The following is a 13,484-nucleotide window of genomic DNA, read 5'->3' as shown; positions in this document are numbered from 1 at the left end:
ACATAATTATACTAAGTAAAAACAATCACGTAAAAGAAATTTACCGTTCTTATCAAAGGAAATTAAAGGAGGCCGACTCATAAGGCGGCTTTACCTTATACGTCGGCCATTAATGCACAATGAACTAATGTCACTTTCAAAAGTCCGTCACTAGTGTTTCTAATTAATTGAGACACCATTCTTTATGAACGTTATTTCTCTTTCTTTTTTTCAGACAGGTTCTTTTCCTGCAAAGGTTCTTCTGCAAGCTCTTCATTATACGTTTCATGTTCCCGTGAGTGCTGGTAGTAGGAATCCATGAGCTGGTTATGGGTTGCCATTTCACCGTCGTTTTCATACACCCCGCCTGAAAGCTTGTTTTTCTTCGGCATTCATATACCCCCTTCCACTTGCGGTTAGTATTTGACAATTGTCTGTCATTTATGTTTAAAGGGCCCTTTTAGAGGTAACGGTTTGGTATAATATACTTATCCTGATAATACTGGAGGCGATTCAAATGGCGGTACGGTATACGAACATTCTTGTTGCAGTAGATGGATCTGATGAAGCAAAGCGTGCCTTGAAAAAAGCAAGTGTGATGGCAAAGGAGTACGGAAGCAATTTGTTCATCGCTCACATTATTGATACACGCACCTTTGCATCCGTGGACCATTACGACCGGACGATTGTAAAAGAAGCGGAAGAATACGCAAATAAGATGCTCGACTCCTATCAGAAACAGGTACAGGAAATGGGTGTGAAAAACGTCCGTCTGATTACTGATTACGGATCCCCGAAAGTAAAAATCACTAAGGATATTGCATCTAAGTATGAAATTGACCTGATTGTTACAGGTGCCACCGGACTAAACGCAGTAGAACGCTTTCTGATCGGAAGTGTATCAGAATATATCACCCGTCACGCAAAATGTGATGTGCTGATTGTAAGAAGTGAAGTCCCGGCATAGAATGGCTCGCTGAACAGTTAAAGGAATGAAAATAATGATTTTTACATTTGTATTTGATGAAAGACTGGATATTGAAGTCCCAAAGGTATACACAGCCTGGAACCATCTGGATGCTGGAACCCAGGAAGAGATTCTCACGAGGTGGGAGCGTTCAAGGGGACAGATACCTGACCGGATTAAAGAACTCGATCAGGAGATTGAAAAGAAACAACAGCTCTTGTACAACGAAGACGACTTTGAAAAGAGCTGCAGAATCAATGAAGACATTGCTGAACTTGCTTCAATCATAAACGACCTCTGGATCTGGTACAGATCAACAGAGGCCGTTACGATTACTTCATTGTAGAAAGCTTTTCAAGAAGGTGGCGCTTCTGATAAAACTGATGCGCCCCTTCTGCAATATGCTTTGTGAATTGATAGTTAAAGGCCGCACCGGAGAAGATGCCAAAAATCGGAAGTCCCTGTACAACTTTTTTTCTGAGGACGATTAGCAGGAACAGCTTCGTAATATTCTGGAGCGGCCGCTGCATCCACGCGTGAGACACAATATCCTCTTCCCCATCATAAAACAGCCACTCTTCATCGGCTGACTTTGCCTCTTTTTCAAGCTCATACCATACTTCCTGCTGGAGGTGCCTCGGGAGCGAAACCATATGAAAGACTTTCAGAACAAACATCATCTCGTAAGGCTTTCTTAAATCATAACCGTACGTCATGGCAATCCGCTGAACCGTGCGCAGATTAATAGCGAGTACAAGAGGAAGATCCGCAAGGGTAAACAATAAACCACCCACACCGGTCAGACTCCCCTGTCCGAGTGAAATCAACCTCTGTTTGGCAAGCTGTTTTCTTGCTATAAACCGAAGCTGATCAATTGAAAGGCCCTTCATATCCCTTATTTCACGAATATCCTCATTAAAAACCCGTGCTTCAGTAAGAAGGTATTCAACCGTTTGTTTTTCATACCTCGTCTGATGAATCGCCGATTGCACATGAAACAGGACGTTGTCTGTGATTGTCAGCAATTTGCCCCGCCAGCGGGTGTCAACTGCAGCATAGGCCTGATTCATCCATTTATGGTATGTAAGAGAGATATCCGTACCCACCTCCTCAAAGTACGACAGCTCCCACTCTTTTATTTCTTCCAGTACCTGCTCTTCTCTTGATCGGTTCATCGTATCAGCCTCACTTTACACGTGATCTGTTTTCATTTTCCGTTTAAACATGGGATGGTACTGCCATCCGTCCTCGCTTTGACCTTTGTTCATTTGAAGAGCGTTCAGTTTGGCATCAAGCTCTTCAATGGCATTAAAGAATATGGCTTCCGGCATTTTTCCTGAAACAGCACTTCCCATTCCTTTGTCTGCATCACCAAACTGACTCAGGATGCAGTGTTTCAATGCTACTACTTCCTCATTCTGAATGGAAAATCCTGCTTCAAAAGCCGCTTCATTGATCATTTCCACACTCATCACAAGGTGGCCCATAAGCTGCCCTTCGTCCGTGTATTCCGGTGTAATGGCATCATGGATCGTCCTCGTTTTACCAATATCATGTAACAGGCAGGTTGTCAGCAGAAGATCTTTGTTAAGATGAGGATAAACAGCCAGCAGCTGAAGAGTACTGTGGCAGAGTGACACAACATGGTCCAGCAGCCCGGCATAATAGGCATGGTGCATGACCTTTGAGGCCGGCAGTGTCGTAAAGGCTTCCCGGATTTCTTTGTTTCCAAACAGCTTCCTGATAATAGCTCCGTAGACGTCATTTTGAATATCATCTATGACCATTCTCAGGTCCTGCCAAAGCTCTTCCCGTGATGTGGAAGACTTCTGCACAAGACTCTGGACATCGATGTTGTCTTCGTCGTTGGCAATTCTTACCCGGTTAATCTGCAGCTGTTTTTTCCCTCGGAAGTGTCGTACCGTTCCGTCAATTTTCAGAATTGTTTTTCTTTGTACGGCTGCTTTCTGCTGGTCATTGACGTCCCACATCTTAGATGGGATCGTACCTGTTTCATCTCCTAAAAGCAGGTCGATGTATTCATCACCGTTCGCAGCCACGCGGACTTCTCTTTCTTTAACGAGAAAAAAACCGACAAGGCGCTCACCTTCCTGCACGTTTGCAATCGTTCCCATTCCAGAGTTCCCCCTCGCATGCGTTTGTGCGCTTCTTTTATTATACTATTTCACCGCAGGATAAAAAGTAGTCGGTCTTATTTTTCTTTAGTGCAAAGGATAATGTAGAGGTATTAATAATCATTGTTTTTTAAAACTTATGCAGTGGAGCTGTGACCCTTTGTATGTTGATTTCCGGCTTGAGAAGGCTTGCCGGCACGGCCACGGAAAACGAGGGCACATAGTCTACATCTTCATTTCCTTTGTTATATAGGAAGTGCGAATAGCGCCAATTATTAAAACATAAACCCATGTTAATATATTTACACCATGGTCCATGGAAATAGGGATTTGGTCTGTTTTTGAACAGGTTATTATTTATCCTGTAAATTACAACCCATTTTGCGGAGTTGACCGGAATATCGAGATTCCTGCGGAAGTGCGAGACAGACGAGACCCCGCAGGGTCACAGCCCTGAGGAGGCTCGGCGCGAGTCCGCGGAAAGGGAGCGTATTCCGGTCAACGAAGCTTAAAATATTGACGAAGGATTTAAAATGCCACAAAATGTGTTTTTCTAGGTGCCGCTAATAAAAAACAACCGGACTCAGAGTCTCCGGTTGTTTTGAACATTATTGAGTTAAACGCACGGTGTCACGTGCAAGCATAACTTCTTCATTTGTAGGAATAACAATAACTTTGACAGGTGAGTGCGGATAGTTAATGAACGCTTCCTCACCACGTACTTTGTTAAGGGAAGGATCCCAGTAAACGCCCATAAATTCAAGGCCTTTAAGTACTGCAGCACGGATCGTATCACTGTTTTCACCAATTCCAGCTGTAAAGATGATCGCATCAAGACCGTGCATACGAGCAGCGTAGGAACCAATGTACTTGTGGATACGTGATGTAAAGACGTTCATAGCAAGTTCTGAGCGTTCGTTTCCTTCGTCTGCAGAAAGTTCAATGTCACGAAGGTCACTTGAGAATCCGGAAAGAGCAAGCATACCACTCTTCTTGTTCAGTACCTGAATAACTTCTTCAGCACCCATCCCTGTTTTCTCCATGATATATGGAATCAAAGCAGGGTCAATGTTACCGGAACGCGTTCCCATCGTTACACCTGCAAGAGGTGTGAATCCCATCGAGGTATCGATGGATTTACCGCCGTCAATAGCAGCAATACTTGCGCCATTTCCCAGGTGACAGGAAAGAAGGCGAAGCTGGTCCAGCGGGCGTCCGAGAATTTCTGATGCACGCTCAGATACATACTTATGGCTTGTACCATGGAAACCGTATTTACGGATACCGTACTTCTCATAGTACTCATAAGGCAAGCTGTAAAGGTAGGACTGCTTTGGCATTGTCTGATGGAACGCTGTATCAAAAACAGCAACAGCCGGTACGTTTGGCAGTACTTCTTTAAATGCACGGATTCCTACGAGGTTGGCAGGATTGTGAAGCGGTGCAAGCTCAGACACTTCTTCAATCCCTTTAATAACTTCATCTGTAATGACAACAGAATCGTTAAATTTCTCTCCCCCGTGCACGACACGGTGTCCAATCCCTTCAATTTCGTCAAGGGATGCAATAATGTTATTTGAAATGAGTTTATCAAGAAGAATTTTTACCGCTTGAGCGTGATCTTCAATGTCAAGAATGTCTTTTTCCTTTTCTCCATTTACTTCAATTGCAAATATAGAATCATTTAAACCAATTCGCTCAACCACACCTTTAGTAACAACTGTTTCTTCAGGCATTTCCAGCAGCTGAAACTTAAGGGATGAGCTTCCTGCATTAATCGCAATAATTTTTGACATAATCAAACCGCTCCTTCTTTTACCTTTGTCCCCAATAGTAAAGGACAAATGATGCTATGCAACGACGAAACGAGGTGTTTCTCTCATTTTGTCCTGTTGTTATATTTTCACCATCACATATTAAACCACTTAAAAGTAGAGAATGCAAGCCCCTGTACTACTAAATTTCACGAACAGGACTATAACACATTATATCCATGGAAGCAGACATAATGCGTGAACTGAGGTGACATCTGCTTTCATACTGTTTCCGTACAGGCGACTATTTATGAAACAACCTCTCCTACAGTGAAAATGAAGTTTTCATTACAAAAAAGTAAGCGTATTCCTTCTGTTTATTGTTCCTGATTTAAGTGGTCTGAAAACCAGTTATTGATGTTTTTTACCATATCGGCAAGAGCACTTTTATTCGTAAATGAAGGAAGTTCGGCGAGCAGTGCCTGCCTTGGTATCACAATCCCCTCTCCTTGCTTCCGGATCACGAAGAAGCTCTTAGCCTGTTGCTCGTTTTTAAACATGGACTTTGGCAGCTGGAGGAGGGAATAAATGATCGCTTCCTTCTTGAGGTATTTATGGAGCGCCTCCGCTTCTTCGCTTTCAAACAAAAAGTTAGGAATGAGGAAAAAGCAGAAACCACCCGGCTTCACGTGCTTCAAAATTTGTTCAATCATCAAATGATGAACAAATGAATGACCTTTTTTACTTTTCAGTTCAAACTCGGCTGCTTTTTTGTCGTCCGGATAAAAGCCGACAGGAAGGTCTGTCACCACAACGTCTACATTCTTAACGTAAGGTGTTGCAATACTGTCCTGGTGAAACAGATCCACATCTTTCTTTTGCATGTTTGCATTTACGTACGCAAGTTTAATGAGTGTTTCATCTGCATCGCCACCGACAGCATGAAAGTCTCTCTGAGCCTGAGTCATGACCGCTGTAAGGAGATTTCCGGACCCTACAGCCGGATCCATAATCACGTGTGTCTTTTCTTTATCCTTTAAGACCTGTTCCACCAGATGTCCTGCAAACAGACTCACAGCATCCGGTGTCATGGCATGGTGAGGCTGAGTTGCCTCTTTCATCCCTTTTAATACGGCAAGCTGAAAGGCTTTTCGTATTTCCTCGGCTTTAAGGTCATCAAGAACAGGTGCTGATTTCAGATGCTCATTCAGTTCCCCTTGTTTTTCTTCGGGCAGAGTAAGGGTGGACTCTCCGCGTATAATTGACTCCCCCGCTTCAGCCAGTGCTTCGAGATATGGGAGGTCCGTAACTTCCTGTATTTTTTCCGCAGCCAGATCCAAGGCTGAGTAAAGTTTTTCTGTATTTGTTTCAATCATCATTCTCCACTCCTATCGTTCTTATCATTTCCATTTGTTCATTTTAACAGACGTGGATAATGGCGCAAGAAAAAGAAGCCGTGCAGACTCGGCTGCCGGCTTCTTTGAGGCTGAACGGTTATTGTGCTGATTTTGCTGCGTCCAGAGCCGCATCGTAATCCGGGTCTTATGAAAGTAGGTAGCGCTAACTACTTCTAAATAAGAACAAAAAACTAATTGTTGTTATGTTGCTTTAGAAACTCCAACACCTTTTCGTAATCCGGATGGTTTGTTACGGTGATTTTGACACTAAAGACCTTGCTAAAACACCTAATAAAGAACTGGAACTATGATACCATATTTATAATACTTAATGGAAAGGTGAGATACTTATGAACGATATTAGTAATATAGATTTTCCAAAACCTAGAGATTGGGAAACTAAGGTGTTTGCCGCTCCTAATATTCCACGTGGAGAAAAAGGGTTTCCACATTCCCTTAAGGTGATCTTCAATGCCCTCCAAACTAATACACCATATAACACATATATAGAAATACCTGGAAGTGACAGCAAGAATACTTTAGAAGATCTCTGTATTAGATTAAGACCTTCAGGGTTCGTTTTAAAAAATTCCTCGGGATGGTATTTGTCTCCAGAATCTGAGTTGTGGCTTGAAACACAAAATAATTATTTCTTAACAGCTTATCTAAATGCAAATATAAGATTTTTTTCAGAGTTATTAGCAATTATTTTAGATGAACCGAAGAAAGCAATTGAGCTTCAAGATATTGCAAATATAGAATATCATTTAAACTGGAAAACAAGATCCGAAATTCGGGCTCGCTTAGGGTGGTTAAAAGATCTAGGCATGATAACTCACCAAGACTATTCTCAAAAGTATTTTATAACTGACAATGGAAAATTGCTATTAGAAAAAGTTCAATATGTAAGACCATCTGATTTTGTTATCCAAACTGACCCTACCTCTTCCGAAGTCAAAACGCCCGCATCCGAATGGGCAATTCAAATATCCAAACTAAATAGTGAAGATTTGTCAGAAAGAAAAAATGGTATTGGATACTTCCCGGGGAGTCAGACTTCATGGGTGGATACGATTCAAGATTATTTATTAATGATGCATACTCCGGTGGAGTTAAAGAAAATTGCAAGCTATTCTTCAGAGTCATTCGGTATTTCTGAAACATCTACAAAGGCATTTATTTCTAATCTCCTCTTCCTTGGTTTAATTGAAAGAAAATCAAAAACTATTTATCAAACCAGTGACTTAGGAAGAGAATTAATCGAGAGTAACTATGGTGATTTAGATTTAGCATGTTGTATTAACCGCAAATATTCATTTGTGTTTGAGATCTTAGCTCACTTAGAAAATTCTATTCTCAATAAAAAACAACTTGCAGTAATCGCTAAAGTATCACATGGATTCAAAAACGAGAATATAAATGAAATTAATAGAAGACTTTCTATACTTAGAAATGCAAAATTGATTCAAGATATGGACGCAAATTCGTTCTCTCTAACAAATAGAGGGATACTCTTATTAAAAGAAATAAAAAACCTGGAATATATGAGAATTAGTAACCACTCTAATAATAAAGAAGATAAATCCACCAGTGGAAGTCAAGATAACGTTTCTGTTATCGACAATAATTTGAACGAACTTAGATTAGCTTCCCGAGAATCATCTAATCCAGATGATTTCGAGAAAGCTTTATGCAACAGCCTTATGATGCTGGGCTTTAAGGCTGAATGGTTAGGAGGATCAGGAAAAACCGATGTACTGGTTCAAGCACCAACAGCTCCAAGGTTTGCATATTCAGTGGCTGTTGATGCTAAAACGACCTATAGCGGAGGAATTACCGAAAGTCAAATTAACTTCGATACTTTGAGAGATCACAAAAAAAAGCATTCTGCCAGCTTCTCTGCTGTTGTTGGACGGGAGTTCCAAGGAGAGAGGTTAATTAATAGAGCCAAAGATCATGGAGTTGCTTTAATCGATATTGATACTATAGAAAAGCTAATAAAATGGCACGACGAAGTACCTCTTAAAGCCGACTCCTACAAAAAGATATTTATGCAAAAAGGGTTAGTAAATTTAAATGTAATTGAAGAAGACAGAAACAAAGTAATTAGGGAGGGAATGCTGTTGCAGGCAGTACTAAAATGTTTATCAGAAGAAAGTAACGACCCAATTACCGAAGGAATAATACAGCCAAGAGAGATTTATCACTTACTGAAGGGACAGAAACAATTTAAATCATCCCCTACATTAGATGAGATTAATACTATGTTAAGCTTTCTAGCATCTCCATTAATGGGGTGCGTTAGTTCCACAAAGGAGGGCTATTTTGCATTAGGGTCTCTTGATGACGCTACACAAAAATTTGCCTTTTACCTGAAATCTTGTACAGCAACATGAGTTTTAATGACAAAATAAAAAAAAGCGCTCCTAAAACATAGGAAGCGCTTTTTTAAGTTTAAATTCGGATAAAGAATTAACTTTCTCGAAAATCGATCATCCCTCATCCACTTTTACATTAAATTATTTCTTTTCAAATAAGTAACTCAGTCTGTTCTTTAGCATTTTATCATTACTTACTGCCTTACCCATAATGTATTCCTCAAATTTACAATGATAATTCTCCATGTCCCAGTGTACTTCAATTTCCTTTATTAACTTATTTATCATACGACACCAATACCATTGACTTTCAGTAATCTTTCCAGAGGGCATAGGAAAAAAGTATTGGTGCTCCTTAAGACATTTTAATATTGCTTCTCTTAAATCGCCCTCTTTTACAGATATGATCGAATCGTATAATTGTTTTAAATAATGATTTTCATCATATTTCCCACGTAAATAATGCAACTCTATATTTCCCAAAAGTTGTCTGAAGTATTCAAGTATTATATCATCATTAACTCGATTTGCTATTCGTATAGCTCTTTCACTTTCTATATTCCAAGTACTAACCTGGTTTTGATAAGATCCCTTTGTTAAATCGATCATATTAACAACATGTTTAGACAATTTCTTTACAATTTCATCCTCAGTGATTCCAATATCAACAGACATTACCTCAGCCCATAAAAAAGCGGTTGAAATTCTTGAGAGAACATCATTTATATTCTCTGTTCCTTTAAGGCTACATAAGTATCTTTTGCAATTTTCAATAACACTCAGAATTTCCTGATCGGAAGAGAAGAAATTGTGAGGTGTTTCTTCATAACTATTGATTGCATCAACAATAGTTAAAATTTCCTCCTTTGAATATGTGCCAGTTTTAAACCAATCGTTTATATACCGAAAAACGTTTTTACTCATTTGATTATCAAGAGAACACTTTAATATATACCTATACAAGTATTCTATTTCTCCACTTTCACTCTCTTTATACACTCCATTCCTAATTTTACTTGTTGAATTATCTTCTTCTAATAAAATCATCTTTGCCTTATGTTCAACATTAAAGAAAACGGACGCAAAACACATCTTATAAAGGTCTGCTTTTGTAAATTTTTCTTTAAATATATCTTCACCAAGTTTATTTACTACTTCATTTATGAACATGTTTATTTTTTCAAATGTCCTAAGATTATTGAAGTTAAATTCCTGCACTAATATTTTTACTACCTGCCATACATCATTTTTTAAAATTTGTGCCGGTGCTTCAGAAGCGTACTCACTAACCTCATAGTGCCGATCAATAGCTTTTTCTTTATACTCATTAAAGGTAGTTTTATTTTTCTCATTTAATTGATCCGTAGCTGCAACCAGTACTACTTTAATACCCTTGAATTTAGATAGACTGTCCAATATTCCAAATACTTCTTTTATATCTAGGTTATCATGCTTGCGCTCAAGATCATCGAATATTATAAGTAACGAATTTCCTTCATTCCGTAATAATTGCTTTTCTAATGTTTTATATAAACTACCTATCAAAGGAACAGACAAAGAGAGACCCTTGAATGAGACATCTAAATTTTTCATTGTTTCTCTAATCGTACGAAAGTGTTTTGTTATACTACCTCTAGGGGCTTGTTCAATGATGCTAAAGTAAATCTCGTGAATAATACTATCTGTATCTCTTTTACCAAATAATGATACATAACAGGAATAAGTATGATTTTCTAAAAAATCAGAAATATATTTAGTCTTTCCGATACCCCAAGTGCCGTCTATTAATATCTTTTGATACTTAGAAGATATAAAATCCTCTAGGACTTGGTGAATATGATCAGCTTTCATACAACCACCCCTAATATGGTAATTATATCCATTATATCATAATTATTCTTTTAGTTTTCGAAATTTTCTTTATGTATGAATTTAGAAAACCTTAGGGAATTTGCTTTAAGTGTTTTAATTTATAAGGAAGTAATTTATATATTGTTAATTATGTAATTATTTTTTGCGTTCGTAGTTATATAATTATTTTTTGTTTTTGTAAAGATAATTATTTTTCCTCTTATGTAACCTAGAATGAATGAATTATGTTTTGGTAAATAGTAGTATACAATTATTATTTGCTTTTGTAACATTAATTATTTTTTGCTTTTATAAAAAAAATAACGCTCCCCATTATATAGGGAGCGCTATCCTAAGGGGATAATCAATCGTGTGTTAGTTGAGTAACATGCCGCAAAGCTGATTCGTAATCCGGGTGGTTAGTAACCTCAGACACATATTCCGCATAGGTGATCTTGTCATTTGCATCTACAACAAAGATGGAACGGGACAGCAAACGAAGCTCCTCAATTGCAGCACCGTATGCTTTTCCGAAGCTTAAGTCTCGGTGATCGGATAATACCTGGAGGTTTTCAACTCCCTCCGCTGCGCACCAGCGCTTCTGGGCAAAGGGAAGATCTACACTGATCGTGAGAATTTCTACATCGTCAAGTTTTGCTGCCTCTTCATTAAACCTGCGTGTCTGCTGCTCGCATACACCAGTGTCAATGGAAGGAACGACGCTGATCAGCCGGACCTTGCCTTTACTGTCGGACAGACTTACTTCTGAAAGGTCATTGGCAAGTACGGTAAAATCAGGTGCTGTGTCTCCAACTGAAACTTGTGATCCCATTAGTGTGACCGGTTTTTCTTTAAATGTTACTTGTGCCATGGTGAAGCCTCCTCATATGCATTAAATTCTCACTTATAAAGTAAGGTACATTCATAAAATACCACACATCGGGAGCCGATAAACAGTGTAAAGGGTTATGTAAAGGAAATGACATTTTAAAAGGTGTTGAAAGGAATCAGGGTGAAAAGCGAAGAGTACTCATGGTTCTTCTATATTTTCTTTGAGAAAGGCTCTGTGAAACTTAAGTGTTTCTCACCGGGGAGGTTCGGCGCGAGTCCGCGGAAAGGGGTCGAATTCCGGTTACTGAAGCTGAATTTCAATACTCTTGCAAAGCAGCCTTGAGAAAAAGGAAGAGAGTGCTCCAAAGGACTGGAGCACTCTCTGTTTCCATTTTTAAAAGTCCAGCGACTCTCCGCTTTGGCCACCGTTATATTTCGACTGGGGCCTGGAACCTGACTTTTGATTGTTTTGCTGCATCATCTGCTGGATTTTATCCACAACCTGCGGAGCAAGATCAAACAGTTTTTCGTATAGATGCGTACTCTGATCCAGGTGAACCATTTTCACTCCGTGAGGATTCACGATCAAAAAGGCAATCGGTGTAATGGACACTCCACCCCCGCTACCGCCTCCGAATGGGTGTTTCTCTTCACGATCTCCGTGACTGCCACGAGTTTCAACAATAAACTCACTTCCTCCGGCTGCAAAACCAAAGCCCACTTTACTTACAGGCATGATTACGCCGCCATCAGGCGTTTCAACAGGGTCACCTACAATCGTATTAACATCAACCATTTCCTTTAAATTTTCCATGGCCGTTTTCATTAGTCCCTGAATTGGATGTTCAGACATTCATATCCCTCCTCTGTTTTGACCCTTTATTAAGCTTAAAAGGCCGTCCATTTCGCCAGTGTCGATACACTTTTATGGTTCCGAGGATAGCATTCCCGATACGGAACGATAACATGCACTTTAATTCCGTTCTTGAGATTGCCTGGTTAAACACAGGTTGAATGGCGAGTTCAGGAAGCGTGCACATTCTGAAATAGTTCCCGATTAAACCAACCACATTTCCTTTTATTCCCCACAGCACTCCCCCAATACTTCCCGTCAAAGCAGCATCGGGTGTTCCTAAAACCGATCTCCAGGAAAATTGATTTACAGAGACCGTTGCCAGGAAATGGCGAAGGATCGTATGAAAGCCAAACACATGTCTGAGAAATTGATTAAACTGCCTCATATCATAAACAAAATCATGTATGGACATTTTTTCGTTTGTTTCCTCGTGTCCCGCAGATGAATCTTCCTCTTCCTGCACGACAATCGTCGGTGTCTCTTTATCCACTGAAATGACTGGAATCGTATATGTATACCTGAAGACCTTCCACAACACCGTTTTTATTTTCAACTCGTCGTTATCACCGTCATGATAATAATTGATATGTACATGCAGGTTGGAAAAAACGAGCAACGTAAAAATGAGAATACCCAGTATTCCTAAAATGCCAATTGACCACCACAACCATGCCAAAGAGCCCACCTCCTCAATATAAGTATCGACAGGCAGCACAAAAATAAACCTGCCCGGTCAGGACAGGTTTAACAGTTTTTTTTATGCAGAACGGCGGGTCTGCCTTGGCTCAAGAACGACAGCCGTGTCAGCAAACTTATCATGAATCCCCTGCTTTCGGGAATCAAACCCGACAACAATGTACAGAACGTTTGTAATCACTAAGGAACGGTGGATAAAACGTCCAACCACTTCCCGCATGAGCACGTCCCCCCATGTAAGAGTTTCATGCTTTACTGAAATCACACTCAACCCGAAAATCAGCTTGCCCAGTGTCTGTCCCATTATTTTCGTCATAATGGAAAAGTAGCCAAAAGCCACAAGGGCACTGACAAGACCTGCAAGTGAATATATCCCAAAGGTGAGTCCTTCAAGACCGATTATGGCGAGGACACTGCCTGCTATAAGTCCGTTCAGGCTTGAAACAATAAGCAGATCCACAAGATAGGCCCAGAACCTCATCCAAAAACCACCGTAATAGATTGGTTCATGAAACCGCTCAATTTCATCCCGTTCATTACTGTGAACGACGTCAATATCCTCCCGGTCTTCTTCACGTTCCGCTGCAGAATCGGTGAGCGCTTCTTCTTCCTGTTTTTCATATTCCCGGTTATCATTCAT

At 39.9% G+C, this 13,484-nt stretch carries 13 protein-coding genes; 3 read left to right on the top strand and 10 right to left on the bottom strand.

Annotation, left to right across the window (positions count from 1 at the left end):
• Positions 1-191: 191 nt before the first annotated feature.
• Entirely contained in the window at positions 192-371 is a 180-nt protein-coding gene (locus JSY36_RS11865) for a hypothetical protein (RefSeq protein ID WP_205166566.1), read from the bottom strand.
• 125 nt (positions 372-496) lie between these two features.
• Here JSY36_RS11865 and JSY36_RS11860 point away from each other — a divergent pair, with 125 nt between their 5' ends.
• On the top strand, positions 497-946 hold the full coding sequence (locus JSY36_RS11860; protein WP_122898044.1) for a universal stress protein: 450 nt from the start codon (positions 497-499) through the stop codon (positions 944-946).
• A gap of 34 nt (positions 947-980) precedes the next feature.
• Positions 981-1,292 (top strand): hypothetical protein, encoded by a 312-nt coding sequence (locus JSY36_RS11855; RefSeq protein ID WP_205166565.1) that lies wholly within the window; start codon positions 981-983, stop codon positions 1,290-1,292.
• On the opposite strand, the gene JSY36_RS11850 is transcribed toward JSY36_RS11855, so the two are convergent.
• The 4 genes from JSY36_RS11850 to JSY36_RS11835 form a co-directional block, all read right to left on the bottom strand.
• Positions 1,279-2,121: an EcsC family protein gene (locus tag JSY36_RS11850; RefSeq protein ID WP_122898048.1), complete on the bottom strand. Its 843-nt coding sequence runs from the start codon at positions 2,119-2,121 to the stop codon at positions 1,279-1,281. The genes JSY36_RS11855 and JSY36_RS11850 overlap by 14 nt on opposite strands.
• A 15-nt stretch (positions 2,122-2,136) precedes the next feature.
• Positions 2,137-3,081, bottom strand: a complete 945-nt coding sequence (locus JSY36_RS11845) for a 3'-5' exoribonuclease YhaM family protein (RefSeq protein ID WP_205166564.1) — start codon at positions 3,079-3,081, stop codon at positions 2,137-2,139.
• Between the two features lie 608 nt (positions 3,082-3,689).
• Complete coding sequence (locus JSY36_RS11840) at positions 3,690-4,877, bottom strand: acetate kinase (RefSeq protein WP_122898052.1); 1,188 nt, start codon at positions 4,875-4,877, stop codon at positions 3,690-3,692.
• A 335-nt stretch (positions 4,878-5,212) separates the two neighbouring features.
• The gene (locus JSY36_RS11835; protein ID WP_236784807.1) at positions 5,213-6,214 is read right to left on the bottom strand and encodes a class I SAM-dependent methyltransferase; all 1,002 of its coding nucleotides are present in this window, start codon (positions 6,212-6,214) and stop codon (positions 5,213-5,215) included.
• Positions 6,215-6,582: 368 nt separating this feature from the next.
• Here JSY36_RS11835 and JSY36_RS11830 point away from each other — a divergent pair, with 368 nt between their 5' ends.
• Positions 6,583-8,628, top strand: coding sequence for a hypothetical protein (locus JSY36_RS11830; protein WP_205166563.1), 2,046 nt, complete (start codon positions 6,583-6,585; stop codon positions 8,626-8,628).
• Positions 8,629-8,751: 123 nt separating this feature from the next.
• Here JSY36_RS11830 and JSY36_RS11825 read toward each other — a convergent pair whose 3' ends face one another.
• The 5 genes from JSY36_RS11825 to JSY36_RS11805 all read right to left on the bottom strand — a co-directional run bounded on the left by JSY36_RS11825 (position 8,752) and on the right by JSY36_RS11805 (position 13,484).
• The gene (locus JSY36_RS11825) at positions 8,752-10,461 is read right to left on the bottom strand and encodes a P-loop NTPase fold protein (RefSeq protein WP_205166562.1); all 1,710 of its coding nucleotides are present in this window, start codon (positions 10,459-10,461) and stop codon (positions 8,752-8,754) included.
• A 364-nt stretch (positions 10,462-10,825) separates the two neighbouring features.
• Positions 10,826-11,332, bottom strand: a complete 507-nt coding sequence (gene tpx, locus JSY36_RS11820) for a thiol peroxidase (protein ID WP_205166561.1) — start codon at positions 11,330-11,332, stop codon at positions 10,826-10,828.
• Between the two features lie 354 nt (positions 11,333-11,686).
• The gene (gene ytfJ / locus JSY36_RS11815) at positions 11,687-12,145 is read right to left on the bottom strand and encodes a GerW family sporulation protein (RefSeq protein ID WP_122898058.1); all 459 of its coding nucleotides are present in this window, start codon (positions 12,143-12,145) and stop codon (positions 11,687-11,689) included.
• Positions 12,138-12,824, bottom strand: coding sequence for a DUF2953 domain-containing protein (locus JSY36_RS11810; protein ID WP_205166560.1), 687 nt, complete (start codon positions 12,822-12,824; stop codon positions 12,138-12,140). Before JSY36_RS11810 ends, ytfJ begins: the two co-directional genes overlap by 8 nt.
• 81 nt (positions 12,825-12,905) lie before the next feature.
• Positions 12,906-13,484, bottom strand: coding sequence for an RDD family protein (locus tag JSY36_RS11805; protein ID WP_205166559.1), 579 nt, complete (start codon positions 13,482-13,484; stop codon positions 12,906-12,908).

The sequence above is a fragment of the Alteribacter salitolerans genome, from assembly GCF_016901055.1.
Classification (GTDB): domain Bacteria; phylum Bacillota; class Bacilli; order Bacillales; family Salisediminibacteriaceae; genus Alteribacter; species Alteribacter keqinensis.
Note: the sequence above shows the minus strand (reverse complement) of the source record. Positions and strands in the feature narration are given on the sequence as shown.